The organism is Paenibacillus sp. H1-7 (assembly GCF_022354825.1).
Classification (GTDB): Bacteria; Bacillota; Bacilli; order Paenibacillales; family NBRC-103111; genus Paenibacillus_S.
On record NZ_CP031168.1, the window covers coordinates 535268 to 558715 of the forward strand.

Sequence of the window (23448 nt, forward strand, 5' to 3'; positions counted from 1 at the left end):
ATTTTATGCAAGTGATGTTACCGAGTGAAAAGTATTTCGGTAAGTTTGAGGCGTTTTTTTTATTTTACGGAGCCATGCCTACAGGCGTTACTGTTTCTGAAACTGGGCGCATTTTTATTTGCTTTCCAAGATGGGGAGACGATGTTAAATTTACGGTGGCTGAAATCGTTCGCGGTACATTACAGCCTTATCCTAGTTTAGACGCTAATTTGGTAAGCCAATCGAATATCACAACGTCCTTCATTAGTGTCCAAAGTGTCGTTGCTGATGGAAAGGGAACGCTTTGGGTACTGGATACGGGGGCTCCTAATTTCTCAGAACCCATCAAAGGGGGGGCTAAGTTAGTCGCTGTAGATTTAAATTCAAATACCATAAGAAGTGTATATACATTTACGGAAGATGTTGTCTTGCCAACCACATATCTGAATGATGTCCGATTTGATTTTCGAGTTGGTAAAGCAGGTTATGCTTATATAACGGATTCGTCTTCCCGAGGACCAGGAGCCATTATTGTCGTTGATTTAGAAACGGGCTATGCCTGGAGACGGTTAAACGGAGCAAATTCAACCTCGCCCGATCTCTTTTTCTTACCGAAAGTTGAAGGTAAAATCCTGATGAATCGAAACAAAGACGGATATACTTCACCGTTTAGATTGGCATCCGATGGTATAGCGATTTCCCCGGACGGTAAGATGTTGTATTTTTGTCCTCTCTCCAGTCGTCATCTGTACTCGATTTCGACGGAAGCCCTAAGAGACCGAACGATACCGGATATGAATTTACAGGATCACGTGAAGTATTGGGGAGAAAAAGGTGCTTCAGATGGAATGATCACCGATGCAAAAGGAAACGTTTATGCTGGAGACTATGAAAACAATAGTATTCGAAAGATATTGCCGAATGGAATAATGGAAACCATTGCACATGATCCGAGGATTTTATGGCCGGATACTTTTTCAATTGGTCCAGATCAATACTTATATTTCATCGTGAACCAATTACATCGGCAGGCAAGATTTCATTATGGAAATGACCTGCGGCAGAAGCCTTATAGTTTACTCCGTATGAAAATAGATGAACCGCCTGCTCCTACCTTTTAGTAAATATTTCGCTTTACAAAGTTGACTCTATTTGCATATAAAATGTATTTTATTACTTTAGGGTTATGAAGAATTTGGAGGCTGCCGCTCGGCAGCCTGTTCAGCTATCGGGGAACGTTAGTTGAAGCCCCAACCCAAGTAATCGCCAGCATCAATGATCTCCCTGCGGCAATCCCCCGATACCAGCGCCCTCGGCAATGCCAAGCTGGGTAAAAGAGCTGTTTAGACTAGCCATAATACCGGGCGCTTCCGGAGGAAGAGAGACAACGTTATAATTCTGTACCGCCCCAAACGACCATGCAGCCATCATCCAGATTATGAGCAATGTGATAGAGACCATTAACGAACCAGAGATGATGGATAGCAGTATGAGGGCGAGAACATGAAAGACATTGCTGCCGAAAAGCATACGAGTGGTACCGATTCGATCAGCTAGGAACCCACCAAACCTGGAGCCAATCACAGCGCTTATTTCCCGATCACCTATCTTCTTAACCATTATTACATATCCCGAAAAATCAATGTGAATAATTAGCCGGCATTGCTGTTGGCAACACTGATATGGAACGGAGTTGAGGAAGTACCTGATCAAACAAACCGAAGTACGGGGTGTGACTTTAATGAAGCGATGGCAGTGAAGCTTGAGTGAAAATGCGTTTACTGAGAAATGGATGTGCGAAAGTGACGGCACGAGGCATTATTTTCAAGTATTTACCGGTGCTATAGATATTGTTGCACTCTGGCGTTATACTTAAAAACACACAATTTGGCATGCCCGTATCGATAAGCAAGGCTTGACGAAACAGAATGAAATTATTATAGTATTTATATACCCATAGGGGTATGTGTATATTCGTGAACACCGAAAGTACTAACTGTCTTGAGGTTATTTTTTTGCTTGAAATGATACCCTATGGGGTATGGAGGTACTGGCTTCCGGTACCTGCAGCAATGATTAAACTACCAGAACACTTGCTTCACCGATCGGAGCTTAAGAGAAACAATAGCTATGGCCCTTTTGATCAAGTCAAGTCCGTTATCATGTTTACATTACCATTCTATTTTCCAAAGAAAGGATGATCCAAATGAGTGCGGCATTTTACAAAGAACTGCCTCCGCAGGAGGTTCAAGAGCGTATCCTTCGACAAGAGAAAGTGACACTTATTGATGTGCGTGAATCCGATGAATGGGAAACAGGGCATATTCCGGGCGCCAAACATATCCCACTGGGCCAAATAGCCAGAGCGCTGAACGAGCTCGATAGGAAGGAAGAAGCGATTATCGTGTGCCGGAGCGGGAATCGAAGCGGCAAAGCTTGCGGGTATTTATCTTCATTCGGCTATAGCGTAGTGAATATGACCGGCGGCATGAGTCAATGGTCTGGCCCGGTCGAGTACGGCAAATAATAGGGTGCACCTAACATAGGAGGTTTATTCTAATGAACACTGTGAATGTGAATCAAGTATTGGAATGTGAAGGCTTGGCTTGCCCGCTGCCAGTAGTTCGAACCAAAAAAGCGATGGATGAAATGAAATCCGGCGAGGTGCTGGAAGTCAGAGCTACCGACAAAGGCTCGGTTGCGGACCTGCAGAGCTGGGCGAAGCGAACAGGGCACCAATACATTGGATTGAAAGAAGAGGACGGCGTGTTTCGACATTTCATTCGTAAAGCGGACGCTTCGGAAACGAAGAAGGAAGTCATCTATCCACATACGATAACCAACGAAGAAATCCTTACTAGGTTGTCTGCTGGAGAGAAGCTGCACCTTATCGATGTCCGTGAGCCTGCCGAATATGCGTTTGGCCGAATTCCCGGAGCGGTATCGATTCCTGCGGGTGAGATTGGCGACAGAATTCATGAACTTGACCCGAATCAGGAATATTTCGTAGTTTGCCGTACGGGGACCCGCAGTGACATGGTGTGCCAGATGTTGAATGAACAGGGCTTCCAGCAAGTAAAAAATGTTGTGCCTGGAATGAGCGGCTGGACCGGTGAAATGGAGAAAGAGTAATGATAGGTCGAGGAATCTCGAATATCGGATTTCAATGCACTCGTCTTCAGCGCTAGCCGCGTTTAAGCACATAATCGTACTAACAGAAGGAGGTCTACATTGACATGGAATCGGCTCAAATTATAACGGCAAAAGAAATCGCTCGAAAGATTCTCCAGAAAGAAAAGCTGTTCATCCTCGATGTCCGTAACGAGGCGGATTATAACAATTGGAGAATCGAAGGGGAAAGTGTAGAGATCACCAATGTTCCTTATTTCGAATTATTGGACGGAATCGACCCGGCGCTCGACCGGATACCAAGCGGGCAAAGCGTTGTCGTGGTGTGCGCCAAGGAAGGCTCATCCCAATTCGTTGCGGATCAACTCGCTGAAGCGGGAAGGAGCGACATCTTTTATTTGCAAGGCGGGATGAAAGCATGGAGCGAGTATCTTGAGCCGGTGAAGGTAGCCGACCTCTCGGGAGACGGGGAGCTGTACCAGTTCGTTCGCTTGGGGAAAGGCTGCCTATCCTACATGGTCCTCTCAGGCGGGGAAGCTGCAATTATCGACGCAAGCCGCATGACGGAGCAGTATGAAGACTTCATGAAGGAGAAAGGAGTCACGCTTGTTCACACGATCGATACGCATCTTCATGCCGATCATATCTCGGGCGGAAGAACGCTCGCAGAGAAGCATGGAGCCCTATACCATTTGCCGCCAAAAGACGCAGCGGAAGTGACCTTTGATTTTGAGAAGCTGGAGGAAGGCAAGGACATTCACGTCGGAAAACAAGCGATCAAGGTCCAGCCAATCTACTCGCCTGGGCATACGATTGGTTCCACCTCCTTCAGTATCGACGATACTTACCTGCTGTCCGGCGATATTCTTTTTGTCGAATCGATCGGTCGTCCGGATCTGGCGGGTATGGCGGAAGACTGGGTAGGTGACCTGCGGGAAACGTTGTATACGCGGTTCGCCGAGTTATCGGAGGCTTTGCTTGTGCTCCCTGCCCATTTCGGCAATAGTTCCGAGCTTGGAGAAGGCGGACTGGTGGCTGCTCGTCTAGGGAAGCTGTATCAGCATAATCCGGGGCTCAATCTTCATGACGAGGTAGAATTCCGCAAAACGGTTACCGAAAACCTGCCTCCGCAGCCCAATGCGTATCAGGAAATTCGTCAAACGAATATGGGAAAAATCAATCCGAATGAAGAGGAACAGCGCGAAATGGAAATCGGTCCGAATCGGTGCGCCGTTCACGATAAATAAGGAGGAACTACGATGAATAGCGATAAACTGCTGGATGCCAAAGGATTAGCCTGCCCGATGCCGATTGTAAAAACGAAAAAATTGATGGACCAATTGCAATCGGGTCAAGTGCTGGAGATCCATGCGACGGATAAAGGCTCCCAAAGCGATCTTGCGGCATGGACCAAAAGCCAGGGTCACGAGCTGCTGAACCATACGGCAGAAGACGGTGTATTTAAGTTTTGGATTAAAAAGGCGTAGCGATCGGTAGGGAACAACGATGTTCGGTGCTGTGGTTTCCTTCTTTTTAACGGGGCATTCTAACGATTTTATATACCTATACATGTATAGGTAATTTGGGAAAGGCGGGCTGATTTCATGGCTGAGAAAGAGAAAACAACGATAGTGCTTTTTAGCGGGGATATGGATAAAGCCATTGCGGCTTTTATTATTGCCAACGGCGCAGCTGCTTATGATCATGAGGTGACGATCTTTTTTACATTCTGGGGATTAAACGCTCTACGTAAAGATGAACCCATAACTGTCAAAAAAGGCTGGCTAGAAACGATGTTCGCCAAAATGATGCCGCGCGGTGCGAACAAGATGGGGTTGTCCAAAATGAACTTCGGCGGCATGGGGCCTCAGATGATCAAGCATGTGATGAAGAAGCACAATGCTTTGTCGCTGCCGCAATTAATCGAGCTGGCTCAGGAGCAAGGAGTCAAATTGGTCGCCTGCACGATGACGATGGATCTTCTTGGCTTGCAGAAGGAAGAGCTGCTGGATGGGATCGAATATGCGGGAGTTGCTGCGTATTTGGGAGATGCCACCGAAGCTAAGGTCAATTTGTTTATATAAAGCAGGTTGTTTTCACCGTTTGGATAAGCAATAATATACCTATACCGGTATCATGGATGGGGGTTATAGGATGCAATACGATGATGATGTAAAAAGAAGACTGAAGCGGGTAGAGGGACAAATTCGCGGCGTGCTGAAAATGATGGAGGAAGAACAGCCCTGTAAGGACGTTGTCAGCCAGCTGTCCGCTGTCCGAAGCGCCGCAGATAAAGCTATAGCCTATATCGTCGCCGTCAATTTGGAGCAGTGCATTAAGGAGGAAATGGAAGCGGGAAGAGACAGCAGCAAAATCGTTCAGCAAGCCGTAGAGCTGTTGGTGAAAAGCCGTTGATGTTATAAAAGCATACTGCAGATGAGCCTCCCTTTTTTGTGGAGGCTCAATTATTTAGAAATCATTAGCTTCGTCAGCTAATGATTTTTTTGTTTATTCATAGAAGCGCAATTAATTTAATATTGTCGAAAAAAGGAAAATTTCCAATGTTTGTGGAATAAGACTAACGGACTAGTCCGTAGTGGCTGACTGGAACTTCAAACGCAGACAGAGAAAAGAGGGAATTAGAGAAATGAAAAGATGGACATGGCTTACCTTGATCCTCGGGATAGCAGTAGGGTTATCGCTCCCGGCAGGCAATGGATACGCCGAAGAGAAGCTTATCGAAGACCCGGTATTGGAAGCAGCTATTAAGCAGGAACTGAAGCTTACGCAAGACGCAGAGCTTACCCAGGAGCACTTGCTTCAATTGACATCCTTGTATCCGAAGGGGGAGGGGAAGATCCGGAGTCTGAAAGGGCTGGAATATGCGCAGCATCTTACAGGGCTATACTTGCCTAACCAGGAAATAAAGGATATTGCTCCTCTTGAGAAGTTAACAAGTATTGCTAGGCTTGGTTTAAACAGTAATCAGATCGAAAATATTTGTCCCATCGCAAATATGTACGAGTTAAAGCAGTTGGTGATCTCAGGAAATAACATCCAATCCATCGACTGCTTATCGCAAAATTACAATCTCACGGATTTATTAATAGGTAAAAACAAAGTTCAAGATATAACGGCGCTGGCACACCTGCCTTTAAAATGGGTTGGCCTCGAAAATAATCAGATTACGGATATTCAGCCGTTGGAGGACCATGCTACCTTAGAGACAGTTTACCTTAACAACAATAACATTCAGGATATTCGCCCCCTTACGTCAATCAAGAATCTAAAAACGGTAGTTCTTAAAGATAATCCTCTGAAGGATGCAGGAAAGCCGATTATTGATCAATTGACGGCACGAGGAGTTACTATAAACGAAATGCAGTCAGGTACAAAAGCACCGAAGGATATAACGGTAAAGGTTGATGGCAAACGTGTAACCTTCAATGAGAATCCAACACTTGTAGAAGGAAATACGATCGTTCAGTTTCGTCCACTGTTCGAAGCGCTTGGAGTACAGATTGAGTGGGACGAATCCAAACAAGAGATTACAGGCAAGAAGCAGGGGCTGCAAATCGATCTTAAGATGAACAATCCCATGGCAACGGTTAACGGTGTGAAACAAATGCTGCCGGTAGCCCCTATGATCATTAACGGTAATGCGTTCGTCCCCGTCCGGTTTATTAGCGAAGCGTTACATTATGATGTCGTGTGGGATGCAGTTACCAAAACGATAAATATGTATACTGAATGGCAAGAGTTTGCAAGTGATGATCGCACTTGGTCATTTAAGGCAAGTCATAAGTGGAAAGATCTTTCTCGTTCCCAACCTCCTGGATATTATGTTGATGTTTATGCCGTATTCAATAAAGCTGAATTCATTTTTTTCGAGGATAAGTACTCGCCAGCCCAGAATTTAAACGAATACGTTGAAGCAATCAATAAGTATGATGCTTATGAAGGTATCACTCTTATATCAGATCCCAAGACATTTTCTATTAATGGGCTGGATGCAATAGAAGTATTTTTCACTACAAAGTCACTTAATAATCAGGCTAAAGTTCATATGATCATTATCCAAGGCAAGCACAGATTCTACAGACTCGGAATTGGATCACTAGAAAAAGATTTCGATGATTACTCCAACGAGCTCATGGAGATAGCAAAAACATTCCGGGAACTTCCGACACCCCAAGAAAAAGTAGCGGAGAAGTTCAAAGGAATGAGCGCGGAGCAGCGGATTCGCGAGACCTTTGCCTTTTATAAGCAAATGGGCTTTTTCCAATCGGTGGATGCAGGCGCTGCGGAGAAGACCTTCCTCGATAACTATGCCAAAGAATTTGCAGTGGACGAGGAATATGACCCGTACCGGGACCATACATACTATCAAGTGTTCGCCGACCTGTTCATCCTGGAGCACGACAAAAGCCGGGTTTGGATGGAGGATACGGAGGCGGATGTCGGCAAAGGTAATAATGTCTACGTCCGAGTGCTGAAGGATTGGGCGAAAATATCGCGGGGAGCCTTCCAGCCAACCAACATTGAGGAGACATGGAATAGCCAAAACGGACCGGTCAAGGTTACATTTACGTTAAACGGGGAAGAGGTTACTCTCTATCCCCAAAACTTGAACGACTTTATCGATGTCGGGATTGTCAAGAAGATTAATGCCAAGATTGCCGGCAGCGGGTATCAATTTGCGGTAGTTGTAATGGATCAATCTGCGTTTGTAACGGTACTTAACGAGCAAGAGCTGGCTAAAATACGCAATGAGCGTTTCTGGCCGCTAGTGGAGTTATAGGAATTTTAATCATGATAAGGTCGAGCTGAAGCGGGACGATGGTCCTGCTGTTGGCTCGGCTTTTTTTCATTTTCCGACATCATCCGCAAACTTCGAACAATCACTATGGTTTTTAAACGATTCCCCGATTGTGAATCCGGACCCGGTTCCACATAATAATAGATGTACTTAAGTCCTATACAGATACATACAGGGGGAGGATTTTCGATGAAAAAGAAAGTAATCTCAGCCTCGCTCGTCGTTGCGCTGGGCACCACCGTGGCTCTTACCGGATGCGGCGGCGCAGACGAAAAGGCCCAGGCGGATAGCAAAGCGGCAGCGGAAAAAGTATCGCCGCCCGGCACATTCCCGATCGTGAAAGACAAAGAAACGTTAAAGGTGTATAACGTCGGCGATCCGAACATTGAAGATTTGAACACGAATGAATTTACGAAATGGTACGAGAACAAAACGAACATTCATGTCGACTGGACGGTCGTTCCGACGACGGCCAAGGATGAGAAGCTGCAGGTGACGCTGGCCGGAGGCGATTTGCCGGACGTGTTCATGAACGCGGGCATCAGCTCCAGCCAGCTGGTAGCTCTGGGCTCTCAAGGCGTCTTCCTGCCGTTGAACGATTTGATCGATAAATATGCGCCGAACATCAAACGGGTTATGGAAGAAACGGCTTCGTATTCCAAACCGTATTTTTACGCGCAGGACGGAAACATTTACGGCTTGCCGAATATGGGCGAAGTGGTTCACTCCACGATGCCTCGCAAGCTGTGGATCAACAAAGCGTGGCTGGACAAGCTCGGTCTCCAGGTTCCTACTACAACCGACGAGCTGTACAACGTGCTGAAAGCATTTAAGGCGATGGATCCGAAAATAGTTCCGCTCTCCGGAGCGAACCAGGCGAACAATGAGATCGACGGCGCCCTCATGCAAGCGTTCACTTATTATGAGCGTGGAACTTACGTTGAGGTGAAGGATGGACAAATCCAGTTTTCCGCCAATACGCCGGGCTTTAAAGCCGGACTTGCTTTCATGAGAAAGCTCGTTCAGGAAGGGCTGATGCAGCCGGAAGCGTTCATTCAGGACCGCAAGGCGCTGACCGCTTTGGCGGAAGACCCTGCAGGCTCGCGTCTCGGTGCGGCATCCGCACTGTACTGGGGACAGTTCACGGTAGATAACGGCCCTAGCGGACGGTACAAAGACTACGTGCCTGTACCGGTGCTGAAAGGGCCTAACGGCGAAGCTTACGGCTACGACCGCGGCTATGCGCCGCTTCCGGGATCTTTCGTCATCACGAAGGATGCGAAGAATCCGGTTGCCGCCATCCGCTGGATTGACTGGCTGTACGATGAGCGTACGGGCATTCAAGAGGGCGCATCGTCCAGCTGGGGGATTGAAGGCCAAGGCTGGAAAAGACCTGCTCAAGGCGTTCTCGGCTTGAACGGCAAGCAGGCGCTGGTCGAACCGATCGTGCCGTTCGGAACGAAAACGAACATCCGCTGGGGGCAGACGGCCGCACGCTTTACGGCGCGCGACGTTCAAGAGGGCGGAGTGGTGACTCCGGACAGCAAGCTGGAGTCGCAATTGCTGGACATTACGAACAAGTACTATAAGCCGTTCGCCAAGCCGGACAGCCACGTACCGTTCATGTTCATGTCGGGCGATGATCTGACCAAGTATGGCGACGTGACGAAGAACATTCAGAACACCGTTCAGCAGTTCATGCTGAAATTCATTACTGGCAACCTCGATCTGGACAAGGATTGGGACAAGTATTTGAAAGAGCTGGATAACGCAGGCTTGCAGCAATACATTCAAATTTTGCAAAGCAACTATGAAAAAACGAAAAAGTAATCAGGCTTGAAAGCCCGCAAGACCCGGGTCATTCGGAATTCGACAATTGCGATGCCCGGTTTTTCTTTTTTTGCCACAAACCACCGGAAGGGGATGAGAACTATGATCAAAGTACAGCGTAAGCAAATCCTCGAAAACTGGCAGTTATATGCGCTTGTTGCGATTCCGTTTCTTTACGTCATTATTTTTCACTACGTGCCGATGCTCGGCATTCAGATCGCTTTCAAGAATTACAATATCGTCAAAGGCATATGGGGGAGCGAATGGATCGGCTTCGACCATTTTCAGCGATTCTTTCGCTCGTATGAGTTTATATTGGTGTTGAAAAACACGCTGCTGCTTAATTTATATAATCTGGTGGTCGGCTTCCCCGCGCCAATCGCTTTGGCTCTTTGTCTCAATTACATCCGCAACGAGCATTACAAAAAAGCGGTTCAGCTCGTCACCTACGCGCCGCATTTCATTTCCGTCGTCGTTCTTGTCGGGATCGTCATTCAGATGTTTTCCCCGCTGACGGGCATCCTTTCCCAACTGATTACATGGTTGACCGGCGAAAAAATCAACGTGCTCGGAGATCCGGCCTACTTCAAATCGCTGTACGTCTGGTCCGGCGTCTGGCAGCATATCGGATGGGGCTCGATCATATACTTGGCCGCCTTGTCATCCGTCGATCCTCAGCTGCATGAAGCGGCTATCGTGGACGGAGCATCCAAGCTGCAGCGGGTCCGCCATATCGATATTCCGAGCATAATGCCGACGATTGTCATGCTGCTCATTCTGGAGTTCGGTAAAATCATGACGGTCGGATTCCAAAAGGTGCTCCTGCTGCAAAATCCGATGAACGTCGACGCCTCCGAGGTTATCGACACGTACGTGTACAAAATCGGCTTCATTACCGGGATGCCCAACTATTCTTACGCTACGGCGATCGGGCTGTTCAAATCGCTGATCGGTCTTATTCTGATCATTACGGCCAACAAAATCGCACGCAAAGTGAACGATACGAGTCTTTGGTAGACATCCAATTAACAAGCTGAGGTGAATGACATGAACGAAAACCGACTGATCCGCGACTCCGGGGCCGACAAGCTGTTTACTTGGATGGTCTATGCCGTAACGTTTATTATCTTTTTGCTGGTGCTCTACCCGATACTGTACACGCTCAGCGCTTCCTTCAGCTCCCCGCAAGCTCTCGTTGCCGGTAAAGTATGGCTGTGGCCCGTCGACTTCGGTTTCGAAGGCTACAAAGCGGTACTGCAGTACAAGGACGTATGGGTCGGCTATTCGAACAGTATTTTTTATATGGTCGTCGGTACGCTGATTAACGTCGTCATGACGATTGCGGCGGCGTATCCGCTGTCGCGCAAAGATTTTGCCGGACGCAAATTTATAATGATGACGTTCGCGTTTACGATGATTTTCTCCGGCGGCTTAATTCCAAACTATTTGCTTGTCAAAGAGCTGGGCTTGCTGAACACGCGCTGGGCGCTGCTTATTCCTAATGCGATGAGCGTGTTCAATGTGGTTATGACGATGACGTTTTTCCGCTCCAATATTCCGGACGAGCTGCTCGAATCGGCCAAAATCGACGGCTGCAGCAACTTCCGCTTTCTCGTCAGCATCGTGCTGCCGGTTTCTGGAGCGATTATCGCCGTTATTACGCTGTTTTATGCGGTTGAGCATTGGAACGAGTTTTTCAGCGCATTGCTCTATTTGAACAAAAAGTCGATGTTCCCGCTGCAAATTTATTTGCGCGAAATTTTAACGATGAATACGGCCGATCAATTGACGACGAGCATCGCCGATCAAAATCAGCGTCTGTATTTGAACGAGCTTTTGAAGTATTCGCTCATCATTTTTTCCAGCTTGCCGCTGATGGTGATGTATCCTTTCATTCAAAAGCATTTTGTTCGCGGCGTGATGATCGGCTCGATTAAAGGTTAATCCGAAAATTGGAAGGAAACGGCCCTGGTTGCATCAGGCTATCCCTCCGTTATAATAAAAACGAGTCATACAGATTACGGCTGTATTGCGAACTTACTTAGGATGTTAGCTACGGGGGAGAGTGACCTGCATGTTGCGTGTTCTGATAGTCGACGATGAGCTGCATATTCGCTCAGGCATCAGGGCCAAGCTGGAGCAGTGCGGCGACAGCTCGATTGCTGTCTGCGGCGAGGCGTCGGACGGCCAAGAAGCGCTCGACTGGCTCGGCCGGCATTATGCCGACCTTTGCATCACCGACATTCGGATGCCGATCATGGACGGTCTTGAGCTGATCCGCCATATCAATGAACGGTACCCATGGATGAAAAGCGTTATCGTCAGCAGCTATGACGATTTCAATTATGCGAAGACGGCGATGGCTTTGCACGTTACCGAATATATATTGAAGCCGGTGGAACGGGAGATGCTGCGAGAAGCAGTGGAGGATGCCAGAGGCGGTCTATTCCGGGAACGGCTTGACCGTGCGCATAAAATTGTCGCCGAGCGGCTGAACCAGTCTCACGGGCTAATGCAGCATTGGGTCGACGTGATCCAAACCCGGCAGGCGGATAAATATCCGCTGCTTGTTGTCGATACGCTGCTGATGATGGAAAGCTGGATTCAGCACGAGTATTATATGCTCGACTCCTTATCGGCGGCCTGGATCGATATGGTGGCCAAGCAGGCGAAGCTTACCGTTCCGGGCTGTGCAGAGATTATAGACCGGGAGCTTGGCTTCGACCGGGAAGGTCTGCTCCATGAGGAGGAGCGCGTCTATTTCCGGCTTGCAGCAGTACACCGCTTGGAAAACAGCGTGCTGAGCCTGTTCGACCGGATGAAGAACGACTTCGGCTCGGAAAACGCCAAGCTCGTGTACCAGGTGAAAAGCTACATCGAGCAGCATTATCACGAGAAGATCAACGTCGCCGAGCTGGCCGATCAAATCCCGATCAGCCGCTCCTACCTGGCGGTACGGTTCAAGCAGGGGACGGGAACGACCATTTCGTCGTACTTAACCGACGTTCGCATGAATAAAGCGAAGCTGCTCCTGCTAGACCAGCAGACGAAGGTCTATGAGGTGGCGAACCGCGTCGGCTATGAGAACGGGGAGCATTTCGCCAAGCTGTTCAAGGACCATTGGGGGATTACACCGAAGGAATACCGCAGGCTTATGGGCATGACGGTCGAGGTGTAGCCGATGCCGAAGCTAAATAAAGGCACGCCGCAGCGTGCCGCAGTTATCGATAGGCTGGGACGATGCGCCGATAGGCTGAGGTCAGCCTATTCGTTTTGGCGGAAGTCTTTTAAATGGAAGCTGGTTTCCATTTTTGCCCTTATTGTGTTCGCAAATTTGCTGGTGATCGGCTTTTTCGTCAGCAGGGAAGCGGCGTTCAAAATTCAAGAGGACGATATGAAATTCAGCAGCCTGGTGCTGAAGCAGGCCAATTTGAATTTGGAGCGGTACTTGGGGGAGTATGAGCGATTTCTGCTTACACTCGGCTCGAGCGAGCAGCTGCAGTCATGGAGCAGCTTAAGCGTCGACAGGCAAAAGCAGTCGGTCGTCCCTTTTTATGTATTGGAGAGCGATTTCATCAAGCCCTTCGTCAACTCGCACCCGGAGATGATCTCGGTCGTGCTGTTCCATCAGCTGGGCAACCAGGCCTATATCACGACGGAGCTTGGAATCAAGCCCGGATACCGGATGAGCGACGAACCGTGGTTCCAGAGCATTAACCCGATACAGCGGGCAACGTATATTGCCGAGATTACTTCGGACTACGTCGATACGCAGCTTAACGAGGTGCGGCTTCCCGTCATCAGCATAATCAAGCGGGTCGGCTTTAACGGCGCTACCTATATTAAGCTCGATATCAAGCCGGATTTGATGCAGAGCATATTGAACGAAATGAATATCGGCAAAAACGGCGTCGGATTCATTACGAACGGCAGCGGGACGATCGTCGCCCATCCGAAGCGGGAGCTGCTGCAGATGCAGATGGACGCAGATATGCAGCGGCGAATCGGCCAAGCCGACAGCGGCTCGTTCATTCATCCGGGTACGAACGAGATTGTCGTATACCGGTCGATCCATGGGACGGATTGGAAGTCCGTTATCGTCATTCCTTATGTTGAGGTGGCGGGGAGCGTATACGAAATTCGCAACATCATCATGGTGACAGCCGCTATTTGTTTGGCTGCTTCGGGCATTTTCATCGTGCTGGTCTCCACCTCGGTGACCCGGCGAATCAGCGTGCTCAAGCAGCGGATCAAGCAGACAGGGCATGGAAATATCGATGCCCCCATAGAGGTCGAGGGCGAGGATGAGATATCGGCGCTGGCGCAGTCGTACAACGAGATGCTGTCGGATTTGCAGCAGCATATTAAGCGGCTTGCCGAAGCCCGTCTTGCCGAGCAGCAGGCGGTGCTGTTCTCGCTGCAATCCCAGATCGACTCGCACTTTTTGTACAACACATTGGAAATTATAAACTCCATGGCTACGAAAATTCGCCATAACGACATTGAGCAAATAACGATCTCGCTCGCCCACATGTTCCGTTACACGGCCAATTTCCGGCAAACCGACGTGACGCTGGAGCAGGAAGTCCAGCATTTGAAACGGTATTTGCAAATTATTCAGATCCGGTACGGAGACGCCTTCGCATATACGCTGACCATGGACAACGCATGTAAGGAAGTGCACTGCTTGAAGGTCATTTTGCAGCCCATTGCGGAAAATGCCGTTCGTCACGGCTTCGAGATGAAGGCGAAGAGGCTGAAGCTGACGATACGAATCTTGCGTAATGAGTCGGGATGGGTCGAGGTCTACATAGCCGACGACGGCATGGGCTTCGATCCGGACAGGCTGGCGGAGCTGACGCAGCGGCTCGGTCAAGCGGAGGAGCAGAATGCCGATTTTACCCGAATCGGACTGCTCAACATTCAACACAGGCTGAACATGCGCTACAACAGGCCGGACGCTAAATTGACAATCGGCAATAACCCTGGAGGCGGGGCCTACGTGAAGATGACGTTTCCCGCGGAATAGATGAGCGGCGGAAGCCCGAAATGAAGCGAGTAACGGATCTGGAGTCCGATGAACTCGCCATTTCGGGCTTTTTTGCATAAATAACGGAAGCAGTGTCCGATCCGTATCAGGAACCCTAGCGTCAAGTATGAATCAGGAACAACCGACGGGACAGGTAATGGAGTAACTGAAGCATAACATACCGAATTACTGCCTAACGTCACGCTGTAAGCAGGAACAATGATCAGAGAAGTATGTGTACCTTGTGCACAACAATCCGTATTACTACCCGGGCTATGACTCTCCGAACGGGACGAGCGATCGGACAGGCAATCCGCTATTTCAATGAAATGCAGCCAAATGGGTACCTTATCGGATACAGATGCGCTTATTGAGCGATATTCTCAATAAAATGGCCCGAAATGAAGCGAATAACGGATCTGGTGTCCGATGAACTCGCCATTTCGGTCTTTTTGCACAAATAACGGAACCAGTGTCCGATCCGAATCTGGAGCTCTAACATCAAGCACGATTTAGGAAAAATCGACGGGACACGTAATGGTGTTGCATTCTGTACAACTGCCCAAGCTACGCTCATCCAATTGGACAGCTTCGTTCCTCACACCAGCCGCCACCATCCCCACAGCATCTGTTAGCACAACAAAGCCGCCCCGCAGCCATGACATGTTCCTCGGCTATTTATACAGAATATCTTCCCGCAGCGATGCTACCTTCTGCAATGCAGCAGTAATATCCTCTTCACCGACACCAAAATGCTCCAGCGCAGCGCGCAAATGTCTCACTATGGCATCGAAGTGGACGGGCTGCAGATTCATCCCCGCGTGAACCTTGGACATAGCTCCGCCGGAATACTGGTTGGGACCGCCCAGCGCGTAGCTGATAAACTTCGTTTGATGCTTGCGCTGCTTCTCCATATCCGTATGCTCGAAAAAGTGATTTACAGTATCGTCCGCCAATACCAAATCGTAAAAATAGTCGACGACTTTCCCAATCGTCTCTTCTCCGCCGAATTTCTCATATAACGTGCTCATGAGCATCCCCTTAAATTAAGTTTCATGATGGATTCACCATTTTAACGTTAGGTTACCCGAAAAGGGGAATGTCATGCAATGATTACCTGCCCTGTCCAAAGTAAAATGCAAGAGAATGAGCGATTTAATAAGCAGAATGAAGTATTTCCGAGAAAAGAGCGATTTTACTTTCTATCATTAAACCATTTCGCCTATTCTGTTCCCATTGTAGTTTTACAGCCTGAGGCAAAAGGCGTATCATTCATTTTTGTGAAATCCATATATAGTTTCCATTCTAATATCGCTGAGTTTTCAGAAATGAAGAAGCGGGGGAACCAAACAGGTCGAAAGCGGGCTGCAAGCGGCTCTATGTTTCACTTGGGTGAATCCAGGAATGCTTCTGGTAGGGCAACTCACCATGCCCGAATCCGTCAGCTAACCTCGTAAGCGTATTGGAGAGTAGAGGGTGAAGCTTGTGTCCTAAAAGGAACCGCAGGGCTGCATGCACCTGTGGTTTTTGCTGCTTTTCAAGGGATAGAGAGGCATTAAGGGAACTTATAACCGCTGTCATCTGCCGGGATTTTTGTTTCTGCGAATAGGGTAATCTACTTTTATAAATCACTGGTGGTGAATGCAATGTTTACTTCCTTGAAGAGGTTTTTAATTGGGCGGCCATTAAAATCCAACGAGCTAGGTGAACAAAAGCTTAATAAAACGAAGGCGCTGGCGATTCTTTCCTCCGACGCGCTATCTTCCGTTGCTTATGGTCCGGAGCAAATTTTGCTGGTGTTAATTACGGTTGGAGCAACGGCCTTCTGGTACTCGCTTCCTATCGGAATAGGAGTATTGATTCTGCTGGCGGCCCTCATTTTATCTTACAGGCAAATCATTTTTGCATATCCGCATGGCGGCGGAGCGTACGTTGTCTCCAAGGAAAATCTGGGCATGTACCCCGGACTTATCGCCGGAGGCTCCTTGCTCGTAGACTACATTCTAACGGTGGCCGTGAGCGTATCGGCTGGAACGGATGCCATTACGTCAGCGTTTCAAAGCCTTCACACCCACAATGTAGCTATTGCCATTACGTTTGTTATCCTGATTACGATCCTGAACCTGAGAGGCGTAACGGAATCGGCGTCCATCTTAGCATATCCCGTGTACTTATTTGTCTTTGCGTTATTCATTCTTATCTGCGTGGGGATATTCAAAATTGGGACGGGGCAGGTTCCGCCTGAGCTGCATGCTCCGATCGGTACACCGGTGGCGGGGATCAGCCTGTTTTTATTGTTAAGAGCATTCGCATCCGGAAGCTCCGCCTTGACGGGAGTCGAAGCCATTTCAAATGCTATTCCGAACTTCAAGACTCCTGCACCTAATAACGCCGCCAAGACATTAATGGCGATGGGGACGTTACTGGCACTATTATTTTCCGGAATTGTGTATATGGCCTATTACTACGGGATTTCGCCGAGAGAAGAAGTAACGGTGGTTTCCCAAATCGCCGAACAGACCTTTGGCCGCGGCTTCATGTATTTCTTCATCCAGGGAACGACGGCCTTGATACTGATTCTTGCTGCTAACACAGGGTATTCCGCATTTCCTTTGCTTGCGGTGAATCTGGCCAAGGATAAATTTATTCCCAGAATGTTTACGGTCCGGGGAGACCGGCTCGGGTATTCCAACGGGATTATTATGCTGGGCTTCTGTTCCATTATCCTGATCGCCGCCTTTAAAGGGCAGACGGAGCACCTCATTCCGCTTTATGCTGTCGGTGTGTTTATTCCTTTTACATTGTCACAGACGGGGATGGTCGTCAAATGGATCCGGGAAAAGCCCAAAGGCTGGATTTCGAAGCTGATCATTAATACAATCGGTGCGGCGATCAGCTTTATCGTGTCCATGATGTTCTTCTTAACCAAGTTCGCGCAAGTGTGGTCTGTTCTAATCTTTCTGCCATTAATCATTTATTTGTTCCATCGCATTAGAAAGCACTACGAGGCCGTCGGCGACCAGCTAAGACTGTCCACCTGCGAGCCGGTTGTTCCTATAGAAGGAAATGTGTTCATTGTCCCTGTAGCCGGCATCACTCATGTCGTAGAAAATTCCTTAAACTACGTCAAATCTCTTTCGCCCGAGCAGATTATTGCGGTGTATGTACCTTTTGAGCGAGAAGATGAAGTTATTTTTGAGGAAAAATGGGAGAAGTGGCAGCCGGATATCCGATTAGTCACGCTGCATTCCCCTTACCGCAGCATCATTAATCCGTTGACCAAATTTATCGATACCGTTCAGCGCAAAGCGAAAGAATCGAATTACCAGGTTACCGTAGTGATCCCCCAGTTTATTCCCAAGAAAGGCTGGCACAACATCCTGCATAACCAATCGAGCCTGTTGATTCGCGCTCATCTGCTGTTTCGGAGAGACGTTATTATTTCGACGGTTCCATATCATTTAAAGAAATAAACAAGACAAGAGCATTCTCTGCGAAAGGGGATGCTTTTTTGCTGCAAGCGGCAGAATTTTCGGAAAGAAATGGATTGTATTGATCTTCTGTATGAATAAGTAAGGTTTGAACAAAATAAGTAACGAAAATGAACTATCCTGATGCATCGTGTCCATGAATTCCCCTTATGAAACCAATATAGAACGGAGGGTGATCTCTTGAGCAAGGAAGATCTTATCTTAGCAGAGCTGGAAGAGGTTATTGATCCGGAGGTTGGTGTAAATGTAGTCGATCTTGGGCTGATTTATGAGGTAAAGGCAGATCAAGAAGGAACCGCGAGCATTAAGATGACGTTAACGATCCCGGAATGTCCTCTGGCCGATGAGATTGTATCCAATGTGAAGCAAGCGGCTTTAAAAGCAGAGGGGATTCATAAGGTAGACGTTGAGCTAGTTTTTGAACCTAAATGGACTCCGGCGAAGATGAATGATCTAGCCAAGGAACAGATCCGAGCCCGGCATTCCATGGCTTAAGAGAAGAACGAACCGGCCCGCCTTCGTGCGGGCTGTATTTCATACATTAATTACAAGAGATCTGAGCAGATCATGGCCTGTTCAAAAAGTTATCCATTCCTCTCCGCGAGCAGCGCAGTTCGGGTCCCGAGTCCGGGGCTTGAGCTGCATTTTTATTTTTTCCATGAGCGATGTCGCTTGTTTGCACTATGTGCCTGCCGGATGTGTGGTATGCTTTTGTAAGCAAAGGAAATGATGTCCGTAAACGAAATGATTCATGTATCCGCTTTCAATTAAAGAAGGTGAAGGACTCCAAGGACTCCTGACCATCCGGCACCAGCAAAAAAAGGGGAGATCGAGCTTGTTGAAAGGAACCATTTCTGCAAGATTCAAGATGATTTACGGGATCGTATTTCTGCTGATCATTTCTACCACGGCCTGGCTATCGTATCTCAGCTCCAAGGGAAGTCTTGAAGGGCAGCTGAAAAATACGAATATCGCGCTGCTTCACCTGGTTCAGCAAAAAATCGAAATGATCCTCCGCGAAATCGACACGAACACGATCAATTTCATTCAGGAGCCGGAGGTCGCCTTCTTCTTGAACGGGAGGTATGCGAATGACGATTTGCGTTTCAACCACTTTAACGTCCTGAATACGAAGTTCAAGGTGTTAATGAATGCGAACGGCAACATTTCCTCCTTCTACCTGTATTCGCTTCAGAACAAGAGCATGCTGACGGACAATACGTTTGCCGATGAAGCCGATTTTTACGATATGGATTGGCTGCCCGCCTTCAATAATATGCAGCGGTACCACCAATGGCTGGATGTCCGCAAAATTACTACGGTCAGCTCCGGTCTGCAGCTGGATAAGAACGTCATTTCGCTCGTCCGTCAATTCCCCTTGATCAGCAACCCGCAATTCCGCAAAGGCGCCATTATTGTGAACATCGACGAGCGCACCGTGGCAAACCTGATGGAGGATGTCGATAAACAGCGGCTCGGGCAGACGATGGTTATTAACGACCGGGGCATGATCATTTCCTCCAAAGACAAGGACCAGCTGTATAAGCCTCTAAGCAGCATCGAATCGGCCCCCGACTTGGACAAACTGCAGGGAAGCGGGTATATCACCAAGGATATCGGGGACGGCAGCTTTACTACCTTCTATGTGTCCTCGCAATATAACGGCTGGAAATACATAAGCATCGTACCGGACCCGGTCATGAACCGTCCGCTGGAAGTGGTGCGCAACATTCTGTTGTCCTTCGCCGCCGGGATGTTTGTAGTCGCCATCATTCTCGTGTATGCAGTCAGCAGCTATACGTTCCGTCCGCTGGAGCGTTTTTTTCAAGCATTCGCCGGGAAAAAGCTCGGTGCCCACGACGATCTGACGTACCTTGAGAAGTTTTTCAAGCAGATGATGTCCGACAATGAATCGCTGCAAAAGCAAATGCACGAAAGCTTGCCTGCGCTGAAATGGCGGCTGATTATGAGCCTGCTCATGGCCGACAGGACGAATTATAACCGGATGAGAAAATATTTTGACATGCTCGGCATTCATTTCAACGATTCGCGCTTCGTCGTGTTGGTCATGGAGCTGGACCGTAAGCAGCATATTGCCTCGCCCCGCGACGTATATTTGTTCACCTATGCGATCAGCAACGTTGCCGAGGAGCTGGTAGCGGGCGTGTGCAGGGGAGTGTCGGTAGAGGTGAACGACGGCGTCGTGGCCGTGATTATGAGCTTCGAGGAGGACGACCCGCAGGGGAATCAGCTTCAGGCGCTGCAAATTGCCGATCTCGTGAGAAACTATGTCGCGGAGCATTTCAAGCAGACGGTCACCATCGGCGTAGGGAGCCCGCACCTTCAGCTCGAGGGCATCCACGAATCGTACAAGGAAGCGCAGAACGCGCTGAAATACAAGCTGATCATGGGCGACAATACGGTCATTTCCATCGACGATGTCGCAGGCAATCATAACGATAAATTTTATCGGATTTGGGCGATGAGCGATACGATTGTCGGCTTGATCCGCGATACCGATAAATCGAAGCTGGAGCTCCAGCTCGAAAAGCTGTTCGATGAGACGATCAAGAGCAACGTGCCGCCGGAAATGATCAAGCAAATGTGCATCCAGCTCATTATGAAGTCCATCAAGGCGATATCGGACAAAGGCCTCGATATCAAGCAGTTTCTCGATCCGAAGGAAAATATTTATTTCCGCATCGATTCGTGCGCCAATGTGGAGGATATCCGACACTACATCTCTTCTTTTCTTCAGGAGCTGATCATCCGGACGGAGGAGAGGCGGGAGAGCAGGAGCCCGAACGATACAGTCCATCAAATTATTGACTATTTGGAGCACAACTATATGGACAGCAACCTGTCGCTCAATCTGATCGCGTCCGACTTTAATCTAAGCGTGCCTTATTTGAGCAAGCTGTTCAAGGAAACGATGGAGATGAACTTCATGGACTACCTGATTCAGATCCGGATGGAAAAATCGAAGCAGCTGCTTCTTGACCCGAGGCTCAAGATCAACGCGATAGCCGAGCAGGTAGGCTATAACAACGCGCAAAGCTTTATACGCATATTCAAAAAGTATACGGGCCAAACGCCCGGAGAATACAGGGAAAACCCGGCAGATGAAAAAAGGTGAATACATTAAATCCGGTGCATGGCGCGTAAACCAAGCCGCAATTAAAAAAAGTGAAGAGCGTAAAAAGAGAATATATCCAAAACGTGCAGGCAGCGTATACGATAGCGGTGAAATCGGCTGAAGCGAAAAGAGGGGAGGTGGAGCTATGAATTCGCAAATCGGCGATGCTGCGGGGCAGACCGGGGTGAAGCAATCGGCGCTGGCCCTGCGGACGAAGGCGGCCTGGAAATACATCAAGCGGGATAAGTACTTATATTTGCTGCTGGTCCCGATTTTGGCCTACTATCTGATCTTCAAGTATGCGCCCATGTTCGGGGAAATCATTGCATTCAAAAACTACCGGTTTGCCGACGGCATCTGGGGCAGCAAGTGGGTCGGGCTGAGGCATTTCGAGAGATTGTTTACGAGCCCGGATTTTTTCAACGTATTGAAAAATACATTGCTGCTTAACGTATACAGCATCGTGTTTGCGTTTCCGGTTCCTATTGTGCTGGCGATTTTACTCAATGAGGTACGGATCGAGTGGTACAAGCGGACGATCCAGAATTTGCTCTATATTCCGCATTTCATCTCCTGGGTCGTGCTGGGAGGGATCGTGATTGCGCTCTTGTCGCCATCGACAGGGATTGTGAACACGGTGATCAAGCTGCTCGGCTTGGAACCGATCTACTTCATGGCAAGCAACTTCTGGTGGCCGATCATGTTCATCTTGTCGGGTATCTGGCAGAGCGCCGGCTGGGGGACGATCTTGTATTTGGCGGCGATGGCGGGTATCGATCCCCAGCTGTACGAGGCGGCCAAAATCGACGGAGCCAGCAAGCTTAGGCGCATTTGGCATGTGACGCTTCCGGGCATTCGCAGCACCATCGCGATTTTGCTGATTTTGCGGGTCGGCCAGATGATGGATGTGGGCTTCGAGCACATTTTCATCCTGCAGAACAAAGCGGTGTATGAAGTATCGAACGTTATCAGCACGTACGTGTACAACGTCGGTCTGGTAGGCTCCCAGTACAGCTATACGACCGCGCTCGGGCTGTTTCAATCGGTGATCGGACTGATATTGGTCGTTGCGGTCAACAAAATCATCAAAGCACTTGGCGAAAACGGATTATGGTAGGGGGGAGACGAATGAACGGCGGTTCCACATTGTCATCAAGACTGCTGTATGGTTTGCTGTATGTATTTCTGGCGTTTCTCGCCGTACTGACTCTGTTTCCTTTCGTCAACGTGCTGGCTACGTCCATGAGCGGCTCACGGGCAATAAGCTCCGGGGAAGTGTTCCTGTGGCCGAAGGATGTGACGTTCACCTCGTTTCAAAATTTGATCGAGGACGGACAGCTGCTCGTAGCGATGAAAAACACGGTTCTCATTACGGTGGTGGGGACGGCGCTAAATATCGTTTCGACGATTATGGCGGCCTATCCGCTCAGCCGCAGACGGCTGAAGGGACGCAGCTTCATCCTGATGATCATCACCTTCACGATGCTGTTCGGGGGCGGCTTGATTCCGAACTACATTTTGATCAAATCGCTCGGCATTATGAACTCGTATTGGGCGTTATGGCTGCCGGGGCTGCTCAGTACGTACAATTTTTTCGTCATGAAAACATTCTTTGAGAATCTGCCTGCGGAGCTGGAGGAATCGGCATCCATCGACGGCGCGAACGATCTGTACATCATTTGGAAAATCATCCTTCCGCTGTCGCTTCCTATCATTGCGGCACTGACCTTATTCTACGCCGTAGGCTGGTGGAATTCGTATATGAACGTGCTGATGTACATCACAAGCTCGGGCAAGCAGTCGCTAATGGTGAAGCTGCTGCAAATGATCGACACGACGAGCCAGAGTCTGCTGAACGCCAATGCGACGAACGGCGGCGAAGGGGCGACCATGCAAACGCTGCTGTCTCCGGAAGGCGTGCGGGCTGCGGCGATCATCATCTCGGTCACTCCGATCTTGTGTGTGTATCCGTTCCTGCAAAAATATTTCGTCAAAGGCGTATTGATCGGTTCGCTGAAAGGCTGAGGAATACCTA

21 protein-coding genes and 1 riboswitch are annotated in these 23448 nt (G+C 48.7%); of the genes, 19 read left to right on the plus strand and 2 right to left on the minus strand.

Going from position 1 to position 23448, the window contains the following annotated elements; translation table 11 throughout:
* Positions 1-5 precede the first annotated feature (5 nt).
* Positions 6-1100 (plus strand): major royal jelly family protein, encoded by a 1095-nt coding sequence (locus tag DVH26_RS02650; protein WP_239631009.1) that lies wholly within the window; start codon positions 6-8, stop codon positions 1098-1100.
* A 151-nt stretch (positions 1101-1251) separates the two neighbouring features.
* Here DVH26_RS02650 and DVH26_RS02655 read toward each other — a convergent pair whose 3' ends face one another.
* On the minus strand, positions 1252-1599 hold the full coding sequence (locus tag DVH26_RS02655; protein ID WP_239631010.1) for an MFS transporter: 348 nt from the start codon (positions 1597-1599) through the stop codon (positions 1252-1254).
* 586 nt (positions 1600-2185) lie between these two features.
* Between DVH26_RS02655 and DVH26_RS02660 the strand changes: the two genes are divergently transcribed.
* From DVH26_RS02660 to DVH26_RS02715, 12 genes are all read left to right on the plus strand, one after another.
* Positions 2186-2506, plus strand: coding sequence for a rhodanese-like domain-containing protein (locus DVH26_RS02660; RefSeq protein WP_239631011.1), 321 nt, complete (start codon positions 2186-2188; stop codon positions 2504-2506).
* Between the two features lie 32 nt (positions 2507-2538).
* Positions 2539-3111 (plus strand): sulfurtransferase TusA family protein, encoded by a 573-nt coding sequence (locus tag DVH26_RS02665; RefSeq protein WP_239631012.1) that lies wholly within the window; start codon positions 2539-2541, stop codon positions 3109-3111.
* 104 nt (positions 3112-3215) lie between these two features.
* Positions 3216-4355 carry an MBL fold metallo-hydrolase gene (locus DVH26_RS02670; protein ID WP_239631013.1) on the plus strand — a complete coding sequence of 380 codons (1140 nt, stop codon included), beginning with the start codon at positions 3216-3218 and terminating at the stop codon, positions 4353-4355.
* Positions 4356-4367: 12 nt separating this feature from the next.
* Positions 4368-4595, plus strand: coding sequence for a sulfurtransferase TusA family protein (locus DVH26_RS02675; protein ID WP_239631014.1), 228 nt, complete (start codon positions 4368-4370; stop codon positions 4593-4595).
* Between the two features lie 117 nt (positions 4596-4712).
* A complete protein-coding gene (locus DVH26_RS02680) occupies positions 4713-5192 on the plus strand; it encodes a DsrE/DsrF/DrsH-like family protein (RefSeq protein ID WP_239631015.1) in 480 nt (159 codons plus the stop codon).
* A gap of 70 nt (positions 5193-5262) precedes the next feature.
* Positions 5263-5523 (plus strand): metal-sensitive transcriptional regulator, encoded by a 261-nt coding sequence (locus tag DVH26_RS02685; protein WP_239631016.1) that lies wholly within the window; start codon positions 5263-5265, stop codon positions 5521-5523.
* A gap of 232 nt (positions 5524-5755) precedes the next feature.
* On the plus strand, positions 5756-7909 hold the full coding sequence (locus DVH26_RS02690; protein WP_239631017.1) for a stalk domain-containing protein: 2154 nt from the start codon (positions 5756-5758) through the stop codon (positions 7907-7909).
* Positions 7910-8116: 207 nt separating this feature from the next.
* Entirely contained in the window at positions 8117-9757 is a 1641-nt protein-coding gene (locus DVH26_RS02695; RefSeq protein ID WP_239631018.1) for an extracellular solute-binding protein, read from the plus strand.
* A gap of 102 nt (positions 9758-9859) precedes the next feature.
* Positions 9860-10774, plus strand: coding sequence for an ABC transporter permease (locus tag DVH26_RS02700; protein WP_239631019.1), 915 nt, complete (start codon positions 9860-9862; stop codon positions 10772-10774).
* Between the two features lie 30 nt (positions 10775-10804).
* Positions 10805-11701: a carbohydrate ABC transporter permease gene (locus DVH26_RS02705; RefSeq protein ID WP_239631020.1), complete on the plus strand. Its 897-nt coding sequence runs from the start codon at positions 10805-10807 to the stop codon at positions 11699-11701.
* Between the two features lie 130 nt (positions 11702-11831).
* A complete protein-coding gene (locus DVH26_RS02710; RefSeq protein WP_239631021.1) occupies positions 11832-12935 on the plus strand; it encodes a response regulator transcription factor in 1104 nt (367 codons plus the stop codon).
* A gap of 3 nt (positions 12936-12938) precedes the next feature.
* Complete coding sequence (locus DVH26_RS02715) at positions 12939-14786, plus strand: sensor histidine kinase (RefSeq protein ID WP_239631022.1); 1848 nt, start codon at positions 12939-12941, stop codon at positions 14784-14786.
* 674 nt (positions 14787-15460) lie between these two features.
* Here the strand turns inward: DVH26_RS02715 and DVH26_RS02720 are convergent.
* Complete coding sequence (locus DVH26_RS02720; RefSeq protein ID WP_239631023.1) at positions 15461-15817, minus strand: group I truncated hemoglobin; 357 nt, start codon at positions 15815-15817, stop codon at positions 15461-15463.
* A gap of 271 nt (positions 15818-16088) precedes the next feature.
* Positions 16089-16261, plus strand: a riboswitch (cyclic di-AMP (ydaO/yuaA leader).
* Between the two features lie 171 nt (positions 16262-16432).
* On the opposite strand from DVH26_RS02720, the gene DVH26_RS02725 reads away from it, so the two are divergent.
* The 6 genes from DVH26_RS02725 to DVH26_RS02745 all read left to right on the plus strand — a co-directional run bounded on the left by DVH26_RS02725 (position 16433) and on the right by DVH26_RS02745 (position 23438).
* Positions 16433-18259, plus strand: coding sequence for an APC family permease (locus DVH26_RS02725; protein WP_239631024.1), 1827 nt, complete (start codon positions 16433-16435; stop codon positions 18257-18259).
* Positions 18260-18457: 198 nt separating this feature from the next.
* Complete coding sequence (locus tag DVH26_RS02730; RefSeq protein WP_239631025.1) at positions 18458-18772, plus strand: metal-sulfur cluster assembly factor; 315 nt, start codon at positions 18458-18460, stop codon at positions 18770-18772.
* Between the two features lie 343 nt (positions 18773-19115).
* On the plus strand, positions 19116-21413 hold the full coding sequence (locus tag DVH26_RS02735; protein ID WP_239631026.1) for a helix-turn-helix domain-containing protein: 2298 nt from the start codon (positions 19116-19118) through the stop codon (positions 21411-21413).
* A complete protein-coding gene (locus DVH26_RS37025; protein WP_275590446.1) occupies positions 21400-21534 on the plus strand; it encodes a hypothetical protein in 135 nt (44 codons plus the stop codon). The genes DVH26_RS02735 and DVH26_RS37025 overlap by 14 nt, the downstream gene beginning before the upstream one ends.
* Before the next feature lie 24 nt (positions 21535-21558).
* Positions 21559-22530, plus strand: coding sequence for an ABC transporter permease (locus tag DVH26_RS02740; RefSeq protein WP_239631027.1), 972 nt, complete (start codon positions 21559-21561; stop codon positions 22528-22530).
* Positions 22531-22541: 11 nt separating this feature from the next.
* Positions 22542-23438: a carbohydrate ABC transporter permease gene (locus DVH26_RS02745; protein ID WP_239631028.1), complete on the plus strand. Its 897-nt coding sequence runs from the start codon at positions 22542-22544 to the stop codon at positions 23436-23438.
* Positions 23439-23448: the final 10 nt, after the last annotated feature.